Raw genomic sequence first — 25,131 nt, 5'->3', positions numbered from 1 at the left:
GACTAAAAGGTAAAGAGCTACCTGCCGGCAATTATCTTATTCAAACATTTCCGTTTTTAAAATTATCATTTCAGAATTTCCATAAATTATAATGTGCTCACCATCTAAAGAGGTGATAAGACCGCCTCTAAATGAACCTTTATTTCTTTGGTCTATAGGATATTTGAAGATTGTGCCACCGGTGTTATAGTCAATAAGCTCTATACCTGTATCTGTGTCGGCATTTATTGCGTAGATATGATTCGGCAATTCAGGGTCATACGAAAAATCTCCCATATAAAAGGGAGCAGATGTTTTTTGGCTTAGGTACGACATATCCTCTGAGATGATTTGTTGACTATTGCTGCCGGAAACGTAGATCCTCTTATCCAATTTATTAGGTGTTATTCTCACTGCTCCTGCTCCACCATAATAAGTTTCCTGTAGGTCTATTTTCTCAAAAGATCCATTTGGGTTCAGGACGTTGATGTGGGAAGAGAAATGACTAATGGCATATAATTTTGAAGCGTCGTAATTAAGTTTAAAGCTCTGTAGCTGCATATCATCCTCAATTGTGCTGTTGGGTTCGGTCATTTCATCGGCATTTGAGCTGTCAATGAATCTCCATGTCATACCCGATATATCTCTGCTTACCAAGGAGATAATACCTTTTCCAGCCTTGTTAAAGCCAATAGAATATGGATTCGTATAAGGGTGATCTGGATGGTCTGAACTTCCCGGTTCAATATGTATTTCTTTGATCAGCTCTCCAGATTGGGAATAAACCTCTACTTTTTCTCCGGACCAGTTGGGAATGTAGATAAGGTCATTATGTGGATTAATGAAAAAATCTCCTCCATAAAAGCTGGTAGGGGAGTAGTCAAGACCTGTTTCAAACCTCATTTCCTGTTCATAGTTGCCTTCCTTTTCTGTAAACTTGTAGATGTAACTTGCCTCACTATTTTCTCCCACACGAATTGAAAGAACCCACAGGTTATTCTCCTTGTCAAGAAGGATTTTACGCACAGAGCCGGGGAAGCTGAACTTTTGCGAATAAAACCTTAGACTTACCAGATCTTCCAGCTTTCTATTGTCCTTGTCTATTATGGAATACTTATATTTAAAATCCCCACCCAGTGGGGTAGGACCTTTGGTAAATTTTATACCACGGTTGTCATTAAAATATTCAACATCATCTTCCTCTATGAAAAAAGAAGTGGTCTCCGTTCCACTCATGATGTAATTAAGCTTGACAGGTCTATTGAATAAAAGGAATTTTGCTTCGTTCATTCGTAGGGAGGCATCAGATCCGGTGTAAGCAATCAGCCTTAGGGAGGCCTCTTCCTGGGTTAGCTCGATGCGAAGTTTCTTGGTGGCATATTGGAACATCAAATGGCCTTCCCGCGGTTCCCCATCAAAGTTCTCCTCTACTTCCAACTGCAGGTCACCGTCTCCGTCGCCTCCGGTCACTGAAGGATTCACCCAATCGGGATGAGAAAGTATTTCCCATTTAACATTTGTGCTTATGGAAAGATCAAAGTTTCTTCCTGCCGAGGAGGAGTGAAGCAAAGTCTTATTAAGTTCAAAATATGGTTCTTCTGTTTCTTTTGGTTCATCTTTACTGCATGACATGAAAGTTATCAAGAGTAACAGGTAAAATTTTTTCATTAGGAAATTTTTCGACTCAAGAGGAAAGAGTGGTTTTGTTAAAAAAGCGAAGATAATTTTTATTAAAAGATAATCATCTTTTTTAGGTAACTAAAGGAAGAGAAACAGTTTTATAATTTAATCACCATATCTAATTTTGGAAAATGATTTATCCTTTGATCTTCTATTAGAAAACGCCTTATTATAGATCAAACACCTCCAAAGCCATTCCAGCGGGCCGAACCTGAAAAAAGTTAGCGATTGTTCAACTCATATTTCCTACCAAAGAAATGGGTTAGTTTTTTTCAGTAGGACTAAAGACAAAAAGATCTGTGCTTACATCGCTTACATAGATATTTCCAGAGCTACTAAAAGGATAAACTCCAAAGGCACCATTGAATCCATCAGCAGATTCTCCACCGATGGCTCCATTAGTGTCATAGGTATATAATAACTCCGGGTTCTTCGGATTGGTTACATCAAAGATTTTTAGGCCGGCACTATAGTAGGAGATATAAGCCAGGTTACCTACAATGTATAGATTATGTACACGTGAGGAATTGTCATGAATTTCTTCTACCTGCACCGGATTTGATACATTGCTAATATCCCAGATCACAACATCGGGACCGCCTTCAGAAAGAAAATCGTGTTGAGTTGAAGCTGCAAGTTCATTTGTTACGAAAAGGAAATTTCCGTCTTCTGTGGCCCACCCACTATGGTCAAACCCCTCTCCTGATTGTGCTGCACCTAAAAGTGTGGGAGCAGATGGATTGGTGACATCATAGATAAAAGTGCCCATGCGGCCGTGAAAATCAAACATTCTAGTCCCAATAACCGCCACGTCATGAGATTCTGATAATTCCGAGCTCCACACAAGTTCAGGGTCAGTTGGAGAATTCTTCAGGTCAAATATTGTTATTCCTCTTTCCTGCTCCTCGCCGTTTACCATCACATGTCTTCCTGAGAGATACAGATACCCCCTGTCATCGATAAAAATATTATGAGCAGAGGGGAAATTGCCCACGGCAACCGGATCGTTAGGATCTGAAATATCATAGATCATCCCGCTGTTTTCACCGGAGTGGTCATGGGTTCCATCCACCACATACAAATAATTCTGCCATACCTTCATATCAAAAGCAGGGTAGGAGGTTGTAGATACTATTTCAGGATTGTCGGGGTCAGTGACATCAACAATTGAAAAACTCCCGTTGCTGCCAATATTTCCTACTATTGCATATTCCTTCCCTGCCTGCTCAAACCCCCAGACATCTGTGATAGAAGTGCCCGGAATATTTATCTCTGATCTCAGTTCAAAAGAAGATATTTCACCTGTTTCTTCTTCGGCTTCTCCATTATCCTCTTTGGAACAACTTATAAGAAAGAAGAGTGTCGATAAAATTAAGATAGGAAGGTTTCTTCTGCTCATATGATTATTTTAATGTGTAATATAAATCTAATAATCAATACTTTGCAAGTTATCGACCCGGGAAGAAGATCATATCAATGAATTTTTCTGAAGATCTCACTTATCTTCTTACTGTCTTTTTTCATCAATGGGAACAATTTTTTATAGGTCAAACACCTCCAAAGCCATTCCAGCGGGCCGAATTTGAAATAAGTTAGCCAAAGTTTACTGTACAATACCTGGAAAGCAAAAACGGCTATGGCTATTGAGGGTGTTAAGCTCATCCTGATTTATTGATTTTCCGTTTAAAGATATCGTCTTTCAATTTATTCAGACTATCAGTGAAATTTACCTATGTCCTTTTAGAGGTGATTTTGGTAAATAAAAAGCCCCTCCAAAAGAGGGGCTTAAAAATGTCATTTTTGAAAGGTCTTACCAGATCTTCACACGGTTCTCAGGCTTCACATACATTGCATCCCTTTCTTCAATGTTAAATGCTTCATAGAAAGCATCAATATTTTGAAGCGGCACATACGCCCTGAATTCTCCCGGAGAGTGAGGATCTGTCTTGATCCTGTTTCTCAAAGCTTCTTCCCGCATTTTGGTTCTCCAAACTGTGGCCCAGCTCATAAAGAACCGCTGCTCCGGAGTGAAGCCATCGATCTTTCCGGGGTTGCCGTGCTCATTGAGGTGAATTTGAAGTCCGTCATAAGCGGCATTCACACCTCCAAGGTCACCGATGTTCTCACCAAGGGTAAATTTTCCGTTGATAAAAACAGAGTCAAGCACTTCGATAGCGCTGTATTGATCGGCCAGTCTTCCGCCTAAGGTTTCGAATTGCTCCAGGTCTTTTTCTGTCCACCAGTTGTTCAGGTTTCCGTCGGCGTCAAAACGCGAACCGCTGTCATCAAAGCCGTGAGAGATCTCATGGCCAATTACAGCACCTATTCCGCCGTAATTGACGGCAGCATCGGCCTTATAATCATAGAAAGGCGGCTGAAGGATTGCAGCAGGGAACACGATCTCATTGTAAGCAGGATTGTAATATGCATTCACGATCTGTGGTGCCATGAACCATTCGCTTTTATCTACCGGTTTACCCAGTTCCGCAATATCTTCTTCGGTTTCCCACTTTGCAATGTTGAGAAGGTTCTGGAAGTAGGAACCTCCATCTTCGGGTTGTTTGATCTCTACTGTAGAATAATCTTTCCACTCATCGGGATATCCCACTTTTATCACCGTCGTATTCAGTTTCTCCTTAGCTTTCACTTTGGTGCTGTCACTCATCCAGGCCAGTTGATCAATACGATTCTCGAAAGCTTTAACTACGTTTTGGATCATCTCCTCTGCCTGGATCTTGGCTTCGGCAGGAAAATGTTCTTCTACATATAATTTTCCAAGAGCCTCGCCTATGGTTTGATTAATGGTGGCAAGGGCACGCTCATTGCGAGGAAGTGGTTTTTGTGCTCCGCGAAGTGTCTTTTCGTAAAATTCCCAGTTCGCATCTTCGATCTCTGTGGTCAACATACCCGCTGCATCATTGAAAAGCGTCCAGCGCAGGTACTCCTTCCATTCTTCGACATTCTGTGAAGCAAGAGTTTTTTGAATAGCCTGCATATATTTTGGTTGTCTAACGATCACCGTGTCAACATTCTTAGCACCAATAGCTTCGAAATAACCGTTCCAGTTTACAGCAGGCACTGTTTTTTGAAGTTCAGCAACGGTCATTGGATTATAGGTCTTACGGGCATCGCGACGCTCTACTTTATCGAGACGTGGTTTTGCCAGCGCTGTCTCAAATTCAAGTATCATTTTTGCCTTTTTTGCCGCCTCTTCTTCTGAATCTCCTAAATACTGAAGCATTCTGGTGATGTGGGCAACATATTTTTCACGCTTGTCTTTGGAGTCGGCATCCTGGGCGATGTAGTAATCCCTGTCCGGCAATCCAAGGCTTCCGGCTGCAAGATAAGCAGCATTCATGTTGGAATTCTTCGCATCGGCACCAACGCCAAAGCTGAAGAATCCGCCACCGCCATACATTTGCATCTCCTGAAGGTAATTCTGAAGATCTTCCTTTGTCTTGATAGCAGCGATCTTCTCGAGGTAGGGACGTATAGGTTCAATGCCCTGTTCGTTTCGTGCTACAGTATCCATGATGGTCTTGTATAGGTAAACCGCCTTAGCCTGATCGCTTGACGCATCAAGATCTTCATTATTTACTGCATCTTCCAAAAGAGCTAGTGCATCTTTATCTGTTTTTTCACGAAGTTCATTAAAACTTCCCCACACAGTTTTGTCTTCAGGGATCTCATTAGTGTCAAGCCAGCGACCATTCACAAACCTGAAAAAATCCTGCTGTGGAGCAACAGTGGTGTCCATATTGGCAAGGTTGATGCCACGCGACTCTTCATTTTCGGCAAAATCTTTATCATTTTTACAGCCTGTAACTACTGCGGCAGTCAAAAATGGTAGAAGAAATGCTTTTGTTATTCTATTCATAAGTAATTTTATTGAGGGGCGAAAAATAAGAAAAATGATCAATATTTTCTCCTTTTTCAGCAGTTTAGCGGGATCTGATTTCTAACATCAAAGCTTTATCAAAAGCAGCTTTTAGAGAGGTGACTGTATCTACATTCTCGTTTGGAATAGCAATGGAAAGCACATAGTGTTTTACCTTCCACTCTCCATTTTCTTTAACTACTACACCCGATCCGCGGCAAATGCCCATTTGTGTGTCCAACAATTCATCGAACCAGGCAAGCTGCTCATCTTCGGCAACAAAAGTATTGCGCTCCAGAGTTGTAAAACTCCAGGCTTTCCCGCGGTCAAAATAGGGTTTCGACCATTCCATAAATTCTTGTTTGTTCCAGTTTTCGGTTGCGTCTGTACCTATAAAAACCGATTCTGGTGCCATCATGCTGAAGTAATGGTCAAAGTTAGCTTCGGCGGCAGCTTGATGCCACTCCTCAAGGAGTTCGTTTATCTGTTCTTTTTCCGATTGAGCCTGAAGGATGCTTCCGAAGAAAAGTGCGAGAATAAGAAAGCTGATTTTATTCATTTTTTGAAATTTTTGCTCAAGATAGGTTATTTCAAAACTTACCTCTCAAAAATGGCATTTTTGGAAGCATTTTTTAGATTTTACTTTATTCCCACTGAAGAAAATTTTCATGGTCCTATACTAAAGCGCTGTCTTGATTGAGAAAAGAGAGCTGCAAAATTTTTAAAGCTCTTCATCTTCAGATCCCAGTGCAGTAAAGTTTTTTATTGCTGCGTTTGGTTCGATGATGTTGTGGCCACTCCAAAAGTCGGGATTGTAAACTTTGAAGGTCTGGTATTCAAAATCGGCAGCGGCAGATAGTTTTTCAAGCTCTCCGGGAGCAAGAGTTTCATTTTCGAAAACTACCAGTTGAAGTTTTTGCACCTGACTGAATTTCAGTTTTACATCCAGGTCGAGCTCGTTTTGCTTTCGGCGGCCGGGAACGTGCTTGTTCTTTTCAATAATGGTAAGCGGCCGGTCGATCCCAACTGTCTCGCCGGTTTCACGTTCCACATAGCTGAGATTATATTTTCCGGCTTCATCTTTTACAAAGATCATTTTTCCGCGGTAAACATCATCGGCTGTACTTATTCCAAAGAGGCGGAATTTCTTTAGAGGCTTAACATTCTCATATTCCAAACGGTGAACCCCAAAATCGGAGGTATTGACATAGATCCTTCCCTTAAAATCTGATCTCCATTTAGGTTCAAAATCTATAACATAAACGGCTGCATTGTCTATCCAGGCATAGCCGTTGAGGATATACTTGTACCTGTTTGACTTGTCAAAAAGGTTAAATGTGATGTCTTCTTTCCAGAACATCCCCTTCATGAGACGTTGGACTCTGGCATCTGATGTTTTTGCCAGGTTCTTCTTACTGTCAAGTCTGGCTTTCTCCTTTTCCTCGGGCGTTTTCTCCTTTTTCTTTTCCTTTACAACCAACTCCTCCTTAAGTTCATCTTCGTCGATCTTTACACCAAGGATCCCCGAACGCACTTTTAGGTAAGAGCGATCTTTCAAGGTGTTCATGAAAAGAGAGTTGAGGTGATCTGTGAGTTCATCAAGGGACTGGGTGCTTTGTGGATTGTGAAGATTAGCAGCTTTGATGATCTGCAGTTTTTGGGAATCAAAATTTCCGTACATATCTGCCAGTACTTCCTTATAGGAGTCTGATGCCTTTGGGATCTGTGAAGAGATCTCGTTCATAAGTCTTTGGTCGATCCCGGCGATGGTGCTTTTGTCTACATCAAGATCAAAACGTCGCACATAGTTGAAATCTGACTGTCTTAAAAAGACTCTTTTCCTGCTGTTGTCGAAATTGTAGTTATTGGCAACTTCTTCTTTTACCTTCTCTATAATTTCTTTTGCTGAAAGATTCTTGTTCGAAAGAAAGACTTCTCCCAGCTCGATGGATTTGGGAATAAGGTAAATGACGCCTCCAGAAATTTTTCCCGGAGCGACTTCCAGCTGCTCATATCCCAGGGAGGAGACTTTAATAAGTTCCGGTAGCTTTTCATCTTCTGAATTATAGCTGAAGAAACCTTCGTCATTAGTAACCAGTCCACGATTCTCTGCGAAGATCACATTGGCATATGGAATTGGCTGTTTGTTTGTAGCGTCCAGGACCTGCGCCTTTACTTCCTGGGCTTGAATGAGGGAAGTTTGTAGAGCTACGAACAGTAAAAGGAGAAATCTCATAATGGCAGTTTATTCTAAGACGAAGATCTGTTAATAATGTTACAAGTCATAAAAAGTTTACTGCAGGATTAACAAAAAACTAACGAAAAAGAATTGGCAGCAGGAAGATCGGTTATTAAATTTAATAGAAAAGCCAACCTATGACAAGATCTATCTGGAAATCAACAGCTTCAAAAACAAATTTCCCTGCGCTTAACGGAAATATAGAAACCGAAATTGCCATTATAGGAGGTGGGATTACGGGAGTAACTGCAGCTTATCTTTTGTCCCGGTCGGGTAAGAAAGTAGTGTTGCTGGAGGCCGGTACCATTAGTGGAGGTACAACAGGGGATTCTACCGGGAACCTCTACGCAATGGTAGACAAACGTTTGCACCACATCCAGAGTAAATGGGATAAGGAAACTGCATCCAGGGTGGCAAAGTCGCGGGCACGGGCTGTGAACCTGGTTGAGGAACTTGTGAACGAGCATCAGCTAGATTGTAGTTTCAAACGGGTGCCCTGGTACCTGTTCAGCGAGACAGATAAGAAAGATAAAACCATAGAACAGGAAATAGATGCCGCGTCAAGTTATGGTTTGCCTGTAGAGGAACTGCATGAACTGCCGATTCCCGTAAAAGTGAGCAAGGCGATAAAAGTAGAAGACCAGGCACAGTTCAATCCGGCTGCTTTTGTTCGAGGTTTGGCAGAAAAGATAGATACTTCAAATTGCCAGATCTTCGAAAATTCCGAAGTACATCATATTGAAAAGGAGGAGGAGTTGGTGCTTTCAACTTCTTCCGGAACAGTGACTGCCAAAAAAGTCATTTTAGCGACCCATACTCCCAAAGGAATTTACGGTCTGCAAACAGCTCTTTATCCTTATAGAGAGTACGCAATTGCCGCTAAATTAAAATCGGGCGATTTCCCTGATGGGATCTATTGGGACACCGAAGCCGATTTTCATACCTCGCTCCGAACTTACAGTAAGGGTGCCGACAATTATGTACTTGTACTTGGAGGGCACCACAAAGTAGGACAGGAGGATAATTACAGCCGCTTTTTCAAGAAGCTTGAGCATAACGCGAGACGCTACTTTGATGTGGATGAGATCGAATATAAATGGAGTGCTCAACACTATAAACCTGCAGATGGATTGCCTTATATAGGGGAAAGTTCAGACGACAATATATATCTGGCTACAGGTTTTTCTACAGATGGGCTTACCTACGGAGTACTTTCTGCAATGATCCTCGATGATCAGCTAAACGACAGGGAAAATGAATGGAGGGATCTTTACAAAGCTTCAAGATTTACACCGTTAAAATCGGCTAAGAACTTCATCAAAGAGAATTTCAATGTAGCCAAGCAGTATCTAAAAGATTTACCCGGAAAAGCTGAAGCTGACTCCTTCAAGGAGATAGCATTAGGCCAGGGTAAAGTAGTAGAAGTTGACGATGAGAAATGGGCTGTCTATAAAGATGAAACGGGGAAGCTGCATTGCCAGTCGGCAGTTTGCACTCACATGGATTGTATAGTAGACTGGAATGACGCCGAGAAATCATGGGATTGCCCTTGCCATGGAAGCAGGTTCCAGGCTACGGGAGAAGTAATCGAAGGCCCTGCCTTTTCTCCTCTTGATAAACGAAATATGAATCCAAAAAAATAGAGCTATGGTTATTACCGCGGTAGTACTTATTGCCATTGCCGTTTTTCTTGGCGGCTATTTACTCACCTATGTACTTGATCATAAGATCCCGCCCAAGGCAATTGTTTTTGCTCACGGCGCCGCCGCCATTATCGGAATCCTGGTCTTGTTGATTTTCGCTTTGACCACAGAACGCCACCATAAACACTGGGATAGTTTAATTGTATTTTCTATCGCAGCATTGGTTGGATTCTATATGTTCTCGCGGGATCTGAGACACAAGAATGTTCCAAAATGGCTTGCAGTAGTTCACGGAAGCGTGGGACTCGGTGGGCTGGCCTGGATCCTCATACATGTTTTGCACTAAATATTTTAATAATGATACGTTGGACTTATCCTGTATTAGCAGTTTTTATTTTACTCGTTTTAAGTTTTGGGATCTTACTAACCATTAAGGAAGGTGTTGATGTTGCGGGTTTGGTAAAACCGCATCACGATCCTGAAGAAGGCAGGCTTACTCTGCACATGAAGAACACAACCCGGCTAAAAGGTGGTGCAACGGCGGTCTTCTCCCAGTTAACAGAGAGTATACCCTATGAGGAAGCAAGAACGGCTTCTTTTGTTCCTACAGCTGAAAACTGGAAAGAATTTGTGAAACAAAGTATAACTCCAGATCCGCAGGCCAGGCATGTAGTTGTTATTTCCACCGACGAAGAAAATGCGTTGGCATGGGCCCTTCCGGCCATCTTTTATGCAGCATATAATAATTCTCCGCTGGTGTTTAGCGATGAATTGGAAGCGAATCTGGATCTTCTGCAAGGCCGCAAGATCTTTGCTGTGGGGTCCGGTAACTTCAGGAACCTGGAGGGAATTGGTGAAGTTGTGGAGATTTCGGCCTCGAGTCCGGCAGAATTAGCAGTAGAAATAGCTAAGTATCGTGATGAAGAAACGGAATTCGGGTGGGGGAGAAAGCACGAAAGGCGAAATGGTTACTTTCAATACGTAGTCACAACTCCCGCAGATGCTTTAAACGGACTCGCTGCACTAACTTTGGCAAAATCCAACTCTGCAGCTCTACTTTATGCCGGCGATAATGGAGGTCTTCCGGCAATAACTGATTCTTACATCTGGTCACAAAGATCGGACTGGTTTGTTACACCTTCCGAAGGTCCATTCAGGCATTTTTGGGTGGTAAGTGACAGGTTGAGCTACAAAGGACAGTCGCGCCTTGATTTTTCAGTAGAAAAAGCACCATATGCAGATATGGGGGCAGTGGCTCTGGGACCAATGGAAGCAATAGCTATTATTTTCATTGCTTTAGGAATTGCAGGCGCCTTTTTTGTCCTTATCCATTCCTCTTATACATTACCCGAAGTGATGGCGCCAATAAAGATCGCCTGGACGCTGGGTGCAGCACTGGTACCAATCCTGGGGGTAATTCTTTACCTTAATGCATATCGTCGCCCGGTTTATTTTGAAGGGATGATGACCCGCTGGTTAAGGCCACCGGGAGTTCAGGCTGCATCGGCCACCATGATGGGCTTTGGCTATGGAGCTCCTGCAATGATCGCAGTAGCCTATATTTTCGCCTACTTTGGCTTTCCGATTTTCTTTTCCGAAGGGATCAATGACACAATATTTTGGGCGGGTGCAGGGATGCCGATTATGATGTTTGGGATGTACCTGGGAGCTTTGATTCTGGTGATCTTCCTGGTGCAGTATCCAATGAAGAATGCAATGATGGAAATGAAAGACGGAATGATCTTGCTAAAGGGCCTAAAAGTGGCATTTTTAAGTATGACTGCCGTAAGTTTGGGAATGATGACGGTAAGCTGGTGGATGATGATGAGCCATATTCCCATGATGCCGAAAGAAGATGATATCCTGTGGTTTGGAACACTGTGGATCGCATCTTTTGTAGGATTTCTTGTTGCATGGCCGCTGAATTCAATAATGATAAGAAAAAATATCAAGCATGGTAACCGCTAGAAGAACAATATTAACAGCTCTTATTGCATTCGTTTTCTATTCCTGCGGAAAATCTGAAGGTCCGCCGGCAAATACCAACCTGCCGTTGCAGGAAGAGGCCTCGGTAACCGCCTTTACAGTAAGGCTGCCGGGAGGTGATCCCGAAACACAGGCGATCATTTTGACACAGACCGTATATCCGGCCACAAGGGAAGACAATGCCGTTGGTGCTATTATCCTTGTGCCCCAGGATGAAGAAATAGCCTTCACCACCATGCATCGGGTAACTCACATGCCGGTCAATGCTCCCATGCTTTATCTGAATGAACAAGGTAATATTTCTGAAGCGACCTTTGCTGAAATGAAACGCCTGAAGCCGGACGGAGTAATGTCCGATGGCAGAAAGCAGGTCTATGCTGTAAATGTGCCTCCGGCTGAAGTAGAGCGAATTAGAGAAGAATTGGGATATGAGGTACGAACTTTCTATAAAAACAATCCCATAATTCTAGCTGAAATTCTCGACCGCTGGCAGGCAGCATTAAAAGCAAATCACCCCGATGAGGTGGTGATCTCCGCTATTGATCATCCCGATGGAATTAAACATGGAATGGGAGCTATGGGTTGGAATGCGCATATGGGTCGCGGATTCGCCTGGGTCTACAGGGACAGTGTACCTGCGGCTACAAAAGAGATCCTTCGCAGACGCTATGGAGATCACGGGGCGTATATGTATGTTACAGGAAATTCTGAGGTAGTTTCAGATAAGGTAGTAAAAGAACTTGGACGTTTTGGACTGGTACGTAGAGTTGCAGGACCGAATGTTTACGCATCCAATACAGTAAATGCCGGCTACAAAGGTTATGGTAGAAATTTTGGCTGGGGCTGGGGTTGGGCACCCCGTGGTTTTGGCTGGGGAATCGCACAGGCAGGGCACAACTACATCTTTTCAAATGCCGAAAATGTACTGGGAACAATTCCTGCTGCTGTTTTAGGGCACATGGGTAAACACGGCCCAATCCTCCTGGTTGAGCAGGATAAGCTGCCCGATGCAGTAGTAAAATATCTGGAAATGGTAAAACCCTTTCCGGCAAATCCACAAGAAACCATACTTAATTTCGGGTGGATCATTGGAAATAACGAGATCATTTCCCGGGAGCTGCAGTTGCAAATAGATGGTCATTTGTCACCATTTGATCAAAAAGAAACACCTACACAGATGACCGATACGACCGTTGTAAATTCTGAACTATGAAAGAAACCGAGAAAAGAGAAAAAGACTTAAAAGCGGGTTTCACGAATGAAGGTCCGCACGCAGTAATCTATAAGCCAATAATTCTCCATGCTGCTTTAATAGGGGCGTTAATTGTTGGCCTTGCTCTTGGCGTAGTGGGTTATTTAATAGCTGAAGGATCCTGGGCGATAGTAGACCTGGGCCAGCTCTCTGCACCCTTTGTAGGAACTACAACCATAACCTTTGCCGGTGTAGGTGTTGCTCTGGGAGGCTTGATTGGCAGCCTTTTTGGAGTTCACCGAATATTAAAGGAAGACAGAAGCAGGCGCTAGGAGGAAATTAATGTCCTATATATCAACCTCTCTAAAAAGCGGGATTGTTCCGGTACTGTCGGGTTCCAGAGATTCCTCAAATTCCTCATCCAGCTCCATCTCGAAATTTTCGGGTGTTTTGAGAAATAGTTCGTTTAGCTGAAGTTTAAAATTATCGAATTCCACTACGAGGTCTTCGGCTACTTCAAAGATCTCGTCTGGATTCTTCTGTTTTTTATTTGATAGTTGCTGTAGCACCCGCGCCTTTGTATAAAGCACATTCACCCGCGCCTCTACTGCATTGCTTCGCAAGGTGTCGGGTATTGAACTTTGAAGAGTTTCCATGATCTGCACAAGGTTATTGGAGGATCCCATGATCTCCTGTCCTGTGCTGCGCTCCAGATTTTGGATCTCATTCTGTGCTGTGGCATAAGCAATCCATTCCCCCGCTAATTGTCTCGCCTGGGGGAGTAGATTTACTGTACGATTGGAGTTAACTTCCAGTTGGTCGGAGAAGGAAGTCTTACTTTGTATAGGTGCCTTTTGCGAACTATTCTCCTTTTCGTCACAGGCGAATAAAGAAATGATCACAAAAAAGGAAAGTATTTTTCTCATTTTTTAAAGGTATGCTTTTAAAGGAAAAAATCTGCATTATTATTCTTCCGGAAGGTGTGATTTAAGGCTGCGGAATTTTCCATCTATCCCGAAATAGATATCTTTGCTTCTACTCGAAAACAGAAAACTTTTATGGCTTCAAAGATATTGATAATTGGTGCTTGCGGGCAAATAGGAACCGAACTTACTATGGCATTGCGTGAAAAGCACGGCAATTCAAATATTATTGCCTGTGACATTCGTGAGGGAAATGCAGAACTTATGGCATCGGGCCCTTTCGAAATAGCCGATGCTACCAATTACAATCAAATTGAAGATCTTGTGATACAGTATGAGGTGGATGAGGTCTACCTAATGGCAGCTATGTTAAGCGCCACTGCCGAAAAATTTCCCATGAAAGGCTGGCACCTAAACATGGATTCTTTATTCCATGTTCTTAACCTGGCAAAAGACGGAAAGATCGACAAGGTTTTCTGGCCGTCCAGTATTGCTGTTTTTGGGCCCACCACGCCAAAACACAATACTCCACAAACAACAATTATGGAGCCTACTACAGTCTACGGTATAAGCAAACAATCGGGGGAACGCTGGTGTGAATATTATAACCGAAAGTTCGGAGTAGATGTGCGCAGCATTCGTTATCCCGGGCTCATAAGTTATAAAACCCTTCCGGGTGGGGGAACTACAGATTATGCTGTGGAAATATATCACGAAGCTCTAAAAACGGGAAAATATACCTCGTTCTTAAAGGAAGATACCGAGCTACCCATGATGTTCATGGATGATGCAATTAGAGCCACAATCTCATTAATGGAAGCTCCCGCAGAGAATGTAAAGATCCGTTCCTCGTATAACCTTTCGGCTTTAAATTTCACTCCCGAAACTCTTGCGGCTTCTATAAGAAACCATATTCCGGAATTCGAAATATCTTACAATCCGGATTTCCGGCAGGCTATAGCCGATTCCTGGCCTTCAAGTATTGACGATTCCAGCGCAAGGGAAGATTGGGGTTGGAAGCACGAATTTGATCTTGACAAAATGACTTCCGAAATGCTGGAAGGGATAAAAGAACTACATCACGTATAGACACAAAAAAAGTCCTGCACACCATGCAGGACTTTTTGATAGAATAAAAACTAATATGATTAGCTGATAACACGCACTCTAGTTGCGGTCAATCCTTTTCTTCCTTCTTCTTCAACGTACTCAACTTTATCACCTTCGTTAAGTGTTTCACCATTTAACCCGGTAACGTGAACGAAGATGTCTCTTCCTGTGTCGTCGTTGGTGATGAATCCGTAACCTTTAGACTCATTGAAAAATTTAACTGTACCTTCCATTGTAAAAAAATAATAATTAATAAAGTACAAACATAATCTAATAATTGAAATGGCCCTTAATCAAATTGTTATTTATTTCTAAAAATTTTAAAATGTGGCAGTTACTCCTTTTTTTTGTCTTTCATTTTTTTCAGGTTTTCGTCGGAAAGAGTGTAATCTTTTAATTTTTTCCCTCTCCAGCGAAGCACCAGGAACATAGGTAAAAGGATAAAGACACTGGCCAATACCGTGAGTCCAATAATCCTGTCTCCTAAAACTTCGTCATTCTCGACCTGCATGATATAAAATCCTATGAGGAAGGAAATTCCTATTAAAATGGCAACTATTTGAGTTAGAATTCCTAATGTTTTCATACTGTAACTTCAATTAATTTTTGTCTGTATGCAGTCAATAACTTCGATTTTGAAACAAATCCAACATATTTATCATCTTTTACGACAGGCAGATTCCATGCTGTACTTTGCTGAAATTTGTTCATCACATCGCTCATCCTGTCCCTGTCAAGATAAATAATTTCGGGCGCACTCTGCATGATCTCGCTTACTTTAACTTCGTCGTATAAATTCTGCTGAAACATGATGGGACGCAAGTCATCCAGAAGAATAATTCCTCTAAAACCTTTATCGTCGTCTAGCACCGGAAAAATATTCCGTGAAGATTTTACTACCCCCTCCTTTATAACATCTCCAAGATTCATATTAATATTTAAAGGAACAAAATTCTTTTCTATCACCTGATTGATATTCAGCAGGGTCAAAACCGCCTGGTCCTTGTTGTGAGTTATCAATTCGCCACGGGAAGCCAGGTCCATGGTATAGACAGAATGTGGTTGGAATTGATTTGTGATCGCAAAGGAAATTGCGGCAGTGATCATAAGTGGTACAAAAAGATCATATCCACGGGTAAGTTCGGCAATAAGGAAGATCGCAGTAAGAGGGGCATGCATGATTCCTGCCATTAGACCAGCCATTCCTACCAAAGTAAAATTACTCAGAGATAGGGGAGTTTTCAAGATCCCCAGATTATTAAAGATCAAAGCAAAACAATGTCCCATGGCACTTCCCATAAAAAGTACAGGGGCAAATATTCCACCCACCCCGCCTGCACCAATAGTAAAGGCAGTGGCGATGATCTTAAAAATTACAAGACCTGCAAGCAGTAATACTACTACAAGAACATTATCAAGATATTCATCAAAGAGGTTGCTGCCCAAAGCGGCCAGGTAATCTCCTTTTAAAAGGGAATTGATCACGTCATAACCTTCCCCGTAAAGCGGCGGAATAAAAAAGACCAGAATACCCAGGCCTGCTCCCCCAACCAACAACCGGAACAACGGGGATCCAATCTTATCAAATCTTCCTGTGAGCCTGAAATAGATCTTAGTAAAGTATACAGAACAAATGGAAGCAACTATTCCCAGCAGGATGTAGAACGGTACTTCAGTAATATCAAATTCATCTGTTAAAGAATAATGTAAAAGGATGTCATTTCCGAAGAAAAAATAGGAGGTAAGGATAGCGGAAACCGATGCCAGCAATAGCGGGATCATGGAAACCAGCGTAAGGTCAAGGGCGAAAATTTCAATGGCAAAGATGATCGCCGCAATGGGCGCTTTGAATAAAGAGGACATGGCACCTGCAGCCGCACAACCTATGAGCAGGGTACGGGTTGCCTGGTTCATCTTAAAGATACGGGACAGGTTGGAGCTGATTGCCGCACCCGTTATCACCGTTGGTGCTTCAAGTCCAACAGATCCACCAAAACCAACCGTGACCGGTGCAGTGAGCATAGAAGCGTAAGACTGAAATTTTCTTATCAAACCTTTACGCTGGGAGATGGCGTAAAGTGTGGTGGGAATTCCATTCCCGATCTTATTTCTTATTCCAAACCTAACAATGATATAAGTAAGCAGCAGTCCTACCAGGGGGAAGATAAAGTAGAAGGCGTCGTGATACCTGACGATCAACTCTCCCTCCAGGAGCAACTGAATAAAGTGAGTGAAATTCTTGAGAACCACAGCCACAAGACCAGAAAGGAAACCAATTACTGCGCTAAGGATCAACAAGAATTGCCGGTGCGAAAGATACTTTGTCCTCCACAGCAAAAACCTGAGTAATAATGATTTCCTCTTTTTACCCGGCATGGTTGGTTATGTAATATGTCTATAGGTGCAGCTCTATTGCTATAGTGTCACCTTCAAATTTAGCTCTTTAAGTTGGTCTTGGCTAATTTGAGCCGGAGCATCGATCATCACATCTCTGCCTGAATTATTTTTTGGGAAGGCAATATAGTCTCGGATGGTCTCCTGACCGCCAAGTATTGCGACCAGCCTGTCAAAACCAAAGGCTATTCCACCATGGGGAGGAGCTCCGTACTGGAAGGCATCCATCAGGAATCCGAACTGTGCTTTTGCCTCTTCAGGTGTAAAACCAAGGTGATCGAACATCATCGCCTGGGTCTTTTTATCGTGGATCCTTATTGATCCGCCGCCAATCTCATTTCCATTCAATATAAGATCATAAGCGTTAGCACGAACTTTCCCCGGATCGGTGTCCAGTAACTTGATGTCCTCAGGTTTTGGGGAAGTAAAAGGGTGGTGCATTGCGTGGTATCGGTTCGTTTCTTCATCCCACTCTAAAAGTGGAAAATCAACCACCCATAGCGGCGCAAATTCATCTGCCTTGCGCAATCCAAGGGCATTACCTAAATGCATGCGCAGCGCACTCAATTGGGTTCTGGTCTTATGTGCATCTCCTGCCATTACCAGGATAAGGTCTCCGGCTTTAGCTCCGGTTCTTTCTGCCCATGCTTTAAGATCCTCTTCTGAATAAAATTTATCTACTGAAGATTTAAGACTCCCATCTTCATTGTATTTCGCCCAAACTAATCCGTTGGCGCCAATTTGCGGACGCTTCACCCACTCGATAAGCTTGTCAATTTCTTTTCTTGTGTAGGAAGCAGCACTGGGAACAGCGATCCCCACTACCAGTTCCTGTTGATCAAAGACATTGAATCCTTTATTCTTTGCAAGATCATTCAGTTCTCCGAACTCCATTCCAAAGCGAATATCCGGCTTATCATTTCCATATTTTTTCATGGCCTCATCATAGGTCATTCTTGGAAATTCAGTCACATCAACTCCTTTAACTTCCTTTATGAGGTGACGGGTAAAATCTTCAAAAGTGTTTAAAATATCTTCCTGTTCCACAAAAGCCATTTCGCAATCGATCTGGGTGAATTCAGGCTGGCGGTCGGCCCGCAGGTCTTCATCCCTGAAACATTTTACGATCTGGAAATATTTGTCCATTCCGCCTACCATGAGCAGCTGCTTGAAAGTCTGCGGGGATTGTGGTAAAGCATAGAATTGTCCTTCGTTCATGCGGCTTGGCACCACAAAATCGCGGGCACCTTCAGGCGTCGACTTGATCAACACCGGAGTTTCCACTTCAATAAAGCCTTTTTCAGCAAGAAATTTTCTCACCTCCATCGCCACTTTACTGCGGAAGATCAACTTATTCTTCACCGGGTTCCGGCGAATGTCCAGATACCTGTACTTCATGCGCAGGTCTTCGCCGCCATCGGTCTCATCTTCGATAGTGAAGGGCGGAAGTTGTGCAGAGTTCAAAATATTTAATTCGGAAACCAGGATCTCCACATCACCTGTAGGCATGTTGGGGTTCTTCGATACTCTTTCAATAACCTCTCCTAAAACCTGGATCACAAATTCGCGACCCAGCTGAGAAGCCTTTTCCATCATCTCTTTTGCAGTGCGCTCCTCGTCAAAAATAAGCTGGGTAACCCCATAGCGGTCTCTAAGATCAACCCATACCATAAAGCCTTTATCCCTGATCTTTTGCACCCATCCGGAAAGTTTCACTTGCTTTCCCTTGTCTTCTAATCTTAATTCCCCGCAGGTATGGCTTCTGTACATAAAATTGATCTTTTTTGAAGCAGCAAAAATAAGAAGTTATCGCGGGATTGCGTGAAGATTAGAAAAGTTATTGGCCAAAAGTTAATTCGGAAATGAAAGGGGAGTCAAAAATGACATTTTTGGGAAGTATTGTAGAAAAATTTCGGCCACGAATTCACGAATAATTATTTGTATTTCTCTGTTGATATCAAAAAGACCTGTCAAAGTTCTACGCCGGCAAGATTTCCGTATGTATTCTCTTTTGATTTCCACACGATGAAAACTTTGGCAGGTCTGGCAAGGAGGCAGAATTCGAATATTTGTTGGCGCGGATTTTTAATCCGTGACGAGTGAACCAGGTTCAGCCATTATTCTTTGTGCTCTTAATTTTTGTCTTTGTGAGCTTTGTGTGAAATCTTTTGTTTCCTGCATTGATTGGCGCGGACTTGTAATCTGGACGTGTAAAAACCGATATGTTGTCCCTACGGGACATTATGAAACGAATATTTTCTGTTCTACCCACATTTTGTCCCTACGGGACAGGTGGCCAAATAGAAATTTGATGTTGAACTCTTATGAAAAAGATCTGCCAAAGTTCAAAAAAGCAAGGTGCTGAATGTTTTTATTCTATCAATTCCACAGATTGAAAACTTTGGTGGGTCTAAACTATATCGTAATTGGATTTTGGTGCTTGAAATTATGGGGTTTAAAAAAAAGGCTGCACATCTCTGCACAGCCTTTCATTCTTATTCTATTTCAATCAGATTCTAGTGATGAATCTTTGTAAAATGCACCTCGTCATTAATAGCATTTAAGATGAAATTATCATCCAGGCCATTTACGATCCAGGTTTCGATCTTCGCTTTCTGCGTAATTGCAGCAGCCGAAACTTTTGAGCTCATTCCGCCGGTACCGTGAGTGGATTTGGTCTCACTCATCACCTCTTTTTTCAACTCTTCCAGGTCATTCACCTTGCGAATTGTTTCAGGGGTTTTAGCCTCAATAGATCCCTTTTTATACACTCCATGCGTGTTGGTTGCGATAATAAAAAGATCTACATCGAGCAATGCTGCCGTTTGTGCCGCAAGATTGTCGTTGTCTCCAAACTTGATGGCATCTGTTGAAGAAGTATCATTTTCATTGATGATAGGAATATAATCATTCTCCACCAGCACATTAACCGTATTGACTATGTTCTGCCTTGAATCTTCATTGCTAAAGTCGTTTGGCGACAATAAACACTGCCCTATCAATAATCCAAGTTCCCTAAAGCTCTCCTGGAATATACGCATCAAGTGAGGCTGACCAATTGAGGCCAAAGCCTGTTTTACATCTATATTTTCACCACTGCGCTCAAGGTTCACGAACTGCTTGGCGACGGCTACAGCGCCCGAACTAATGATCACAAATTCGTAATCATCTTTAAGATCGGCGATTTGGCGGCCTATATCTTCGATCTTTCCTCTCGAAATATGGTCGGTTTCTTTGGTTAGTGTATTAGAACCTAACTTTAAAAGTATCCTCTTTTTCTTTTTTGGAGTATCCATTTCTATGTTATTCTGTTCTAAAATTTTATCTAGTTTGTCCATTTCCGTGTATATACCATTTATTGGTTACTAAATGCTGAAGTCCAATAGGACCTCGCTGGTGTAACTTATCTGTACTTATCGCCAGTTCTCCACCAAGTCCCAGCTGGCCTCCATCTGTAAATCTTGTAGAGGCGTTGTGATATACTGCTGCATTATCCACATTCTGCATGAAGTTCTGCGCAGCTTTATCGTCTTTTGAAATTATTGAGGCCGAGTGTCCTCCTGAGTATTTGTTGATCTTGGCAATAGCTTCGGTAACCGAATCTACTTCCCCTATCAAGGCTTTGTAGTCAAGAAATTCCTCATACCATTCATCTTCGCTCTTTAATGTTCTTGTGCCATCAAGCTCTTCAAGAGAACGATCTGCAATGATCTCAACATTATGTTCTTTAAGAGTGTCTAAAAGTTCATTTATAAACTCTTTTTTATTAGGAAGCCCGGAATCGATCAACACCTTGTCCACTGCATTACAGGCTGAAATTTTTCCTGTTTTTCCGTTGAGAATTACGTCAAGCGCTGTTTTCGTGTCAGCGTTTTCATGAACATAAACAAAATTATTTCCACGTCCACTTACGATCACTTGAGCTGAAGAATTGTCTTTTACAAATTTTATAAGGCGCTCCCCACCTCGAGGGACGATCAAGTCAACTCTTTGAGAAGGATTTTTCAGAAATTCCTGGGTTTCCTCTCTGTTGAACTGAAGATATTCTACCCAGTTTGGAGAAATGTTGTTCTCCTCAAGGGCTTTATGCCATAGTTCGACGATCTTCAGATTTGAATTTAGAGATTCTTTTCCACCTTTCAGAAGGATCTTGTTACCCGATTTGAAGGCGATCCCTGCTGCTTCTACAGTCACATCGGGCCGGGATTCGTAAATGATCATTACCGTCCCAAAAGAAGCAGTTCTGTTGTAGACCTGCATTCCGTTCTCATGCTTGAAGCTGAATCTCTCCACTCCCACAGGATCTTCCTGGGAAGCTAAATGTTTTAACGAAGCGATCATTCCTTCGATTTTGGAATCATCCACTTTTAGCCTGTCTTCCATGGCCAGATCGTCACCTGAATAATTATCCAGATCGATCTTATTGGTTTTTAAAATGTTCTCTTTTTCCTGTTCCACAAGATTTGCCATTGAAATTAAAACGGCATTGCGTTCATCAATGGTTAACTGAGTGTTCATTCGTTGTTTTTTAATTAAACTTATTTTTCTCGCCTATAGGTGTCCAAACACTTTGCCATAGTCCGATTTAAATAAAAAACCTCCGGAATTACTCCGGAGGCTTCTAATATATAGGTGTCAAAAATGCCTTTTTAGGCAAGTCTTCTCTCTCTCCTGTTTCGCAATCTCACGCGCCCCCTGTTCACCAGGTAAAGCATAGCGGGCACTACCACGAGAGTAAGGAAGGTAGCGAAGATCAACCCAAAGATCACCGTCCATGCCAGTGGTCCCCAGAAGATCACATTATCACCTCCAATATAAATTTTAGGATCATAATCTGTAAAAAGTGAAAAGAAGTCAATATTTAAGCCTATTGCCAGCGGAATTAGCCCTAATACTGTCGTTATGGCAGTCAAAAGTACAGGCCGCAATCTTGACTTACCTCCTTCTACGATCATTTCATAATACTGCCCTTTAGTCAGCAGGTCTGTATTGTCGAGACCAAGACTTTCTTTTTTCCGGTCAATGAGGATCTGGGTGTAATCCACGAGTACTATGGCATTATTCACTACAATTCCCGCCAGGGAGATAATTCCCATCATGGTCATGATAATGATGAAATCCATCTGGAAAACGACCATTCCAAGGAACACACCTGCCAGGGACAGGAATACGGCCATGAGGATGATCAATGGCTTTGGGATGGAATTGAACTGTGCAACCAGGATCAACAGAATTCCGCCCAGTCCTATTAAAAGAGCTTTTAATAAGAAGGACATATTTTCCTGTTGTTTTTCCTGTTCTCCCGTGAATTGAAGGGAAATATCCTGTGGAAGTTCGTATCCGGTCAATTCCGTCTGCAGTTGTTCTACAATAGCATTCCCATTATAACCTTCAAGCACGTTAGAATAAATTGTGATCACTCTTTTCAGATCTTTTCGCTTGATCGCACTAAAAGAGGAGGTAAGTTCCTTTTTAGTTACTGAAGAAATAGGCACCTGCACTAATGCTCCGGTATTCTGGTTCTTGAAGGTCACCGGCTGATTGAAAAGTGCATTTTCGTCATACCTGAAATCTTCATTGAACCTGATGTTTATAGGATAATCCTCATCTCCTTCTTTGTAAGTAGAGATCTCTTCTCCATAGATGGCACGTCTTAATGTTTGTCCAACAGAAGTAGTAGAAACTCCCAGCTGCCCGGCTTTCACCCGGTCTACAGTGACATTGAGTTCTGGCTTGGATTTGTTAACATCTATTTGAAGTTCCTCGATCCCGGGGATATTGAGCTCCTGTATGAAATTCACAAGTTGTTCAGCTTCAATAAGCATTTGCTCGTAATCTTCCCCTTTTAGTTCAATATTTACAGGGTAACCTACAGGGGGACCTGCGGCATCTTTCTCTACAATAATTGAAGCCCCGGGGAAATCCTGCACTGCCTCCCGCACTTCAGAAAGTACATGGCTGCTCCTTACTCCGCGACGATCTTTAAATTCCCGCATTGATAAGGTAACTTTCCCTTTGTGCGGCATCGCATTTTGCTGCCCACCATCTGTCTGCGGATTACCGGCTCCCTGTCCCACCTGTGAGATAGCCGACTCTACCATATAATTATAGCCATCCTCATCTTCATATTTCTCAATGACGTCATAGATCTGTTTTTCGATCTGCTTGGTCACTTCATTGGTCTTCCTTATATCGGTTCCTTCAGGGAATTCGATATATGTGATGATTTGGTTAGGTTCATTTTCCGGAAAGAACAAAACCTTCGGCTGTACAATTCCAACAAGAATGAACGAGAGGATCAACATACCCAAAGTTCCGAAGAAAACCACGTAAGAATTTTTTCCTTTCAGGGAGAAGCGAAGTGTAGATTCGTACTGCCTCTCCAGCTTTTTTAGGGCCCGGTACTGGAAAAAATCCACCCAGGTGCTAAGGAAATATTTATAGAACCAAAGCAGGAGAGCAAACAGGATAGCTAAATTTCCAATGGCCCTGAAAGAGCCAAAATCCAGAATGAAGCCGGCGATCACCAGGATCAAACCTGTACCTCCTAAAATGGCACTTATGCGGATCAATTTTTTCTTTGTCAACTCCTTTTCTTCAGTCTTCATATATTCCGAAGTCAGCATTGAGTTGATAATGAGCGCCACGAAAAGAGAAGAACCTAAAACCACAGAAAGGGTAATAGGGAAAAAGATCATGAATTTTCCAATGGTTCCCGGCCACAATCCAAGTGGGAAGAATGCTGCCAGGGTAGTGGCTGTGGAGGCAATAATGGGCCATGCGATCTCGCCCACACCTTGTTTGGCAGCCTTGAGACGGGGTACGCCCTGGTCCATAAGACTGTATACGTTCTCAACCACCACGATCCCGTTATCTACCAGCATTCCAAGTCCCATAACCAGCGCGAAAAGCACCATGGTGTTCAGGGTAAAGCCCATGCTGGAAAGGATGATGAAGGAGAGGAACATAGAAAGCGGGATAGCGAACCCCACGAAAAGCGCATTCCTAAAGCCAAGGAAGAACATTAGCACCACGACCACCAGGATCACCCCAAAAATTATGTTGTTCACCAGGTCATCCACCATGTTTTGAGTGATGGTTGACTGGTCATTGGAGTAGGAGATATGAAGATCTTCGGGTAGGTAAGTTTCTTGCTCGTATTCAATGATCTGCTTGATATTGTCAATAGCTTCGATCATGTTCTTGCCGCCCCGTTTCTTGATGTCGAGCATCACCACAGGTTCCCCGTACTCCCTTGCGAAAGTAGTAGGTTCCTGTTCCTGAAATCGAATCTCGGCTATATCTCTCAAAAAGACATTTCCGTCCTCTCTTTTTACAATGATGTTATTAAGCTCTTCAGGATCTCTTACCTCGCCGAGGATCCGGATGTTCTTTTGTATTCCGCCGGTGATCACGTTACCGCCAGAGATGGTTTGGTTCTCCATGCTCACGGCGCTAATGATGTCCTGAAAGCTCACTTTTGAAGCCGTCATCTTATAGATATCAACGGCGATCTCAACTTCTTTTTCTTCGGCACCCCTTACCGAGGCTTCCTTGATCTGCGGAAGCAGCTCGATCCTGTCCTGTAAATACTCTGCGTATTCCTTTAATTTCTGAACCGGATAATCACCCGTTAGGTTGACATTGAGAATAGGCATTTCTTCTGAAATGTTCAGGTCAAAAACATTGGGTTCCACTTTGGCACCATTATCCAATGTTGGCCATGTAGTGGCTGCCTTTTCCTGATCGACCTTGTCTTTTACCTTCTGCTTTGCTGCATCTACAGAAATATCTTCGTCAAATTCAACAATGACCAGGGAGTAGTCCTGAAGGGTGGTGGAGGAGATGTCCTGTACCCCTGCAATATTGTTAAATTCTTCCTCCAGAGGTTCGGTGATGAACTTTTCAATATCCTGGGCCGAGTTCCCCGGGTTTACCGAACTCACATATATCTTGGTCTCAATGATCTCGGGGAAAGACTCCCTTGGCATGCTGTAATAAGACATGAGCCCGCCCACGAAAATGATGGCGATGATCACGTACACCGTCATGCGGTTGTCAATGGCCCAGGATGAGAGTTTAAAATCTTTATCTAACTTCATAGTTGT

At 42.7% G+C, this 25,131-nt stretch carries 20 protein-coding genes and 1 pseudogene; 6 read left to right on the top strand and 15 right to left on the bottom strand.

Translation table 11 applies throughout. The features are described 5' to 3' along the window. Positions 1-36: 36 nt before the first annotated feature. The 7 genes and pseudogenes from ACXYMT_RS01235 to ACXYMT_RS01205 all read right to left on the bottom strand — a co-directional run bounded on the left by ACXYMT_RS01235 (position 37) and on the right by ACXYMT_RS01205 (position 7,772). The gene (locus ACXYMT_RS01235; protein ID WP_459057273.1) at positions 37-1,647 is read right to left on the bottom strand and encodes a hypothetical protein; all 1,611 of its coding nucleotides are present in this window, start codon (positions 1,645-1,647) and stop codon (positions 37-39) included. A 117-nt stretch (positions 1,648-1,764) separates the two neighbouring features. Then, positions 1,765-1,884 (bottom strand): annotated as a pseudogene (locus tag ACXYMT_RS01230) (DUF418 domain-containing protein); the annotation flags it as partial. Positions 1,885-1,921: 37 nt separating this feature from the next. Next, positions 1,922-3,058, bottom strand: a complete 1,137-nt coding sequence (locus ACXYMT_RS01225) for an LVIVD repeat-containing protein (RefSeq protein WP_459057272.1) — start codon at positions 3,056-3,058, stop codon at positions 1,922-1,924. A 74-nt stretch (positions 3,059-3,132) separates the two neighbouring features. Next, positions 3,133-3,321: a DUF418 domain-containing protein gene (locus ACXYMT_RS01220; RefSeq protein WP_459057271.1), complete on the bottom strand. Its 189-nt coding sequence runs from the start codon at positions 3,319-3,321 to the stop codon at positions 3,133-3,135. Positions 3,322-3,469: 148 nt separating this feature from the next. Next, complete coding sequence (locus tag ACXYMT_RS01215) at positions 3,470-5,536, bottom strand: M13 family metallopeptidase (protein ID WP_459057270.1); 2,067 nt, start codon at positions 5,534-5,536, stop codon at positions 3,470-3,472. Between the two features lie 64 nt (positions 5,537-5,600). Then, on the bottom strand, positions 5,601-6,095 hold the full coding sequence (locus tag ACXYMT_RS01210; RefSeq protein ID WP_459057269.1) for a nuclear transport factor 2 family protein: 495 nt from the start codon (positions 6,093-6,095) through the stop codon (positions 5,601-5,603). 162 nt (positions 6,096-6,257) lie between these two features. Then, positions 6,258-7,772 (bottom strand): peptidase associated/transthyretin-like domain-containing protein, encoded by a 1,515-nt coding sequence (locus ACXYMT_RS01205; protein WP_459057268.1) that lies wholly within the window; start codon positions 7,770-7,772, stop codon positions 6,258-6,260. Positions 7,773-7,912: 140 nt separating this feature from the next. Between ACXYMT_RS01205 and ACXYMT_RS01200 the strand changes: the two genes are divergently transcribed. Genes ACXYMT_RS01200 through ACXYMT_RS01180 form a run of 5 tightly spaced genes read left to right on the top strand, consistent with a single transcriptional unit; the run spans position 7,913 to position 12,928 of the window. After that, entirely contained in the window at positions 7,913-9,418 is a 1,506-nt protein-coding gene (locus ACXYMT_RS01200) for an FAD-dependent oxidoreductase (RefSeq protein WP_459057267.1), read from the top strand. A 4-nt stretch (positions 9,419-9,422) separates the two neighbouring features. Next, positions 9,423-9,764, top strand: a complete 342-nt coding sequence (locus tag ACXYMT_RS01195; RefSeq protein WP_459057266.1) for a hypothetical protein — start codon at positions 9,423-9,425, stop codon at positions 9,762-9,764. Positions 9,765-9,775: 11 nt separating this feature from the next. Then, a complete protein-coding gene (locus ACXYMT_RS01190; RefSeq protein WP_459057265.1) occupies positions 9,776-11,386 on the top strand; it encodes a DUF4396 domain-containing protein in 1,611 nt (536 codons plus the stop codon). Next, the gene (locus tag ACXYMT_RS01185) at positions 11,373-12,617 is read left to right on the top strand and encodes a hypothetical protein (protein WP_459057264.1); all 1,245 of its coding nucleotides are present in this window, start codon (positions 11,373-11,375) and stop codon (positions 12,615-12,617) included. The genes ACXYMT_RS01190 and ACXYMT_RS01185 overlap by 14 nt, the downstream gene beginning before the upstream one ends. Further along, complete coding sequence (locus ACXYMT_RS01180) at positions 12,614-12,928, top strand: hypothetical protein (RefSeq protein WP_459057263.1); 315 nt, start codon at positions 12,614-12,616, stop codon at positions 12,926-12,928. Before ACXYMT_RS01185 ends, ACXYMT_RS01180 begins: the two co-directional genes overlap by 4 nt. A gap of 15 nt (positions 12,929-12,943) precedes the next feature. Here the strand turns inward: ACXYMT_RS01180 and ACXYMT_RS01175 are convergent, their stop codons facing one another. Beyond that, positions 12,944-13,522 carry a hypothetical protein gene (locus tag ACXYMT_RS01175; RefSeq protein ID WP_459057262.1) on the bottom strand — a complete coding sequence of 193 codons (579 nt, stop codon included), beginning with the start codon at positions 13,520-13,522 and terminating at the stop codon, positions 12,944-12,946. Positions 13,523-13,654: 132 nt separating this feature from the next. On the opposite strand from ACXYMT_RS01175, the gene ACXYMT_RS01170 reads away from it, so the two are divergent. Next, positions 13,655-14,608 (top strand): NAD-dependent epimerase/dehydratase family protein, encoded by a 954-nt coding sequence (locus tag ACXYMT_RS01170; RefSeq protein WP_459057261.1) that lies wholly within the window; start codon positions 13,655-13,657, stop codon positions 14,606-14,608. Positions 14,609-14,667: 59 nt separating this feature from the next. On the opposite strand, the gene ACXYMT_RS01165 is transcribed toward ACXYMT_RS01170, so the two are convergent. The 7 genes from ACXYMT_RS01165 to ACXYMT_RS01135 form a co-directional block, all read right to left on the bottom strand. Then, complete coding sequence (locus tag ACXYMT_RS01165) at positions 14,668-14,862, bottom strand: cold-shock protein (protein WP_324720441.1); 195 nt, start codon at positions 14,860-14,862, stop codon at positions 14,668-14,670. A gap of 101 nt (positions 14,863-14,963) precedes the next feature. Continuing rightward, complete coding sequence (locus ACXYMT_RS01160; protein ID WP_459057260.1) at positions 14,964-15,215, bottom strand: hypothetical protein; 252 nt, start codon at positions 15,213-15,215, stop codon at positions 14,964-14,966. Further along, on the bottom strand, positions 15,212-17,005 hold the full coding sequence (locus ACXYMT_RS01155) for a chloride channel protein (protein ID WP_459057259.1): 1,794 nt from the start codon (positions 17,003-17,005) through the stop codon (positions 15,212-15,214). The genes ACXYMT_RS01160 and ACXYMT_RS01155 overlap by 4 nt, the downstream gene beginning before the upstream one ends. Positions 17,006-17,044: 39 nt before the next feature. Continuing rightward, entirely contained in the window at positions 17,045-18,793 is a 1,749-nt protein-coding gene (aspS, locus tag ACXYMT_RS01150) for an aspartate--tRNA ligase (protein WP_459057258.1), read from the bottom strand. Between the two features lie 746 nt (positions 18,794-19,539). Beyond that, positions 19,540-20,361 (bottom strand): glutamate 5-kinase, encoded by an 822-nt coding sequence (gene proB / locus ACXYMT_RS01145; RefSeq protein ID WP_459057257.1) that lies wholly within the window; start codon positions 20,359-20,361, stop codon positions 19,540-19,542. Further along, a complete protein-coding gene (locus ACXYMT_RS01140) occupies positions 20,345-21,541 on the bottom strand; it encodes a glutamate-5-semialdehyde dehydrogenase (RefSeq protein ID WP_459057256.1) in 1,197 nt (398 codons plus the stop codon). Before ACXYMT_RS01140 ends, proB begins: the two co-directional genes overlap by 17 nt. A 131-nt stretch (positions 21,542-21,672) precedes the next feature. Further along, the gene (locus ACXYMT_RS01135) at positions 21,673-25,125 is read right to left on the bottom strand and encodes an efflux RND transporter permease subunit (protein WP_459057255.1); all 3,453 of its coding nucleotides are present in this window, start codon (positions 25,123-25,125) and stop codon (positions 21,673-21,675) included. Between the last annotated feature and the right edge of the window lie 6 nt (positions 25,126-25,131).

The sequence above is a fragment of the Salinimicrobium sp. CAU 1759 genome (assembly GCF_054482715.1).
This window is presented reverse-complemented; position numbering and strand designations above follow the sequence as displayed.

Coding starts and splice junctions, on each gene's coding strand:
- aspS (WP_459057258.1), bottom strand. CDS start 18,793: ATGTACAGAAGCCATACCTGCGGGGAATTAAGATTAGAAGACAAGGGA.
- ACXYMT_RS01190 (WP_459057265.1), top strand. CDS start 9,776: ATGATACGTTGGACTTATCCTGTATTAGCAGTTTTTATTTTACTCGTT.
- proB (WP_459057257.1), bottom strand. CDS start 20,361: ATGGACAAACTAGATAAAATTTTAGAACAGAATAACATAGAAATGGAT.
- ACXYMT_RS01200 (WP_459057267.1), top strand. CDS start 7,913: ATGACAAGATCTATCTGGAAATCAACAGCTTCAAAAACAAATTTCCCT.
- ACXYMT_RS01185 (WP_459057264.1), top strand. CDS start 11,373: ATGGTAACCGCTAGAAGAACAATATTAACAGCTCTTATTGCATTCGTT.
- ACXYMT_RS01195 (WP_459057266.1), top strand. CDS start 9,423: ATGGTTATTACCGCGGTAGTACTTATTGCCATTGCCGTTTTTCTTGGC.
- ACXYMT_RS01155 (WP_459057259.1), bottom strand. CDS start 17,005: ATGCCGGGTAAAAAGAGGAAATCATTATTACTCAGGTTTTTGCTGTGG.
- ACXYMT_RS01165 (WP_324720441.1), bottom strand. CDS start 14,862: ATGGAAGGTACAGTTAAATTTTTCAATGAGTCTAAAGGTTACGGATTC.
- ACXYMT_RS01220 (WP_459057271.1), bottom strand. CDS start 3,321: ATGAGCTTAACACCCTCAATAGCCATAGCCGTTTTTGCTTTCCAGGTA.
- ACXYMT_RS01210 (WP_459057269.1), bottom strand. CDS start 6,095: ATGAATAAAATCAGCTTTCTTATTCTCGCACTTTTCTTCGGAAGCATC.
- ACXYMT_RS01180 (WP_459057263.1), top strand. CDS start 12,614: ATGAAAGAAACCGAGAAAAGAGAAAAAGACTTAAAAGCGGGTTTCACG.
- ACXYMT_RS01135 (WP_459057255.1), bottom strand. CDS start 25,125: ATGAAGTTAGATAAAGATTTTAAACTCTCATCCTGGGCCATTGACAAC.
- ACXYMT_RS01215 (WP_459057270.1), bottom strand. CDS start 5,536: ATGAATAGAATAACAAAAGCATTTCTTCTACCATTTTTGACTGCCGCA.
- ACXYMT_RS01205 (WP_459057268.1), bottom strand. CDS start 7,772: ATGAGATTTCTCCTTTTACTGTTCGTAGCTCTACAAACTTCCCTCATT.
- ACXYMT_RS01140 (WP_459057256.1), bottom strand. CDS start 21,541: ATGAACACTCAGTTAACCATTGATGAACGCAATGCCGTTTTAATTTCA.
- ACXYMT_RS01235 (WP_459057273.1), bottom strand. CDS start 1,647: ATGAAAAAATTTTACCTGTTACTCTTGATAACTTTCATGTCATGCAGT.
- ACXYMT_RS01175 (WP_459057262.1), bottom strand. CDS start 13,522: ATGAGAAAAATACTTTCCTTTTTTGTGATCATTTCTTTATTCGCCTGT.
- ACXYMT_RS01225 (WP_459057272.1), bottom strand. CDS start 3,058: ATGAGCAGAAGAAACCTTCCTATCTTAATTTTATCGACACTCTTCTTT.
- ACXYMT_RS01170 (WP_459057261.1), top strand. CDS start 13,655: ATGGCTTCAAAGATATTGATAATTGGTGCTTGCGGGCAAATAGGAACC.
- ACXYMT_RS01160 (WP_459057260.1), bottom strand. CDS start 15,215: ATGAAAACATTAGGAATTCTAACTCAAATAGTTGCCATTTTAATAGGA.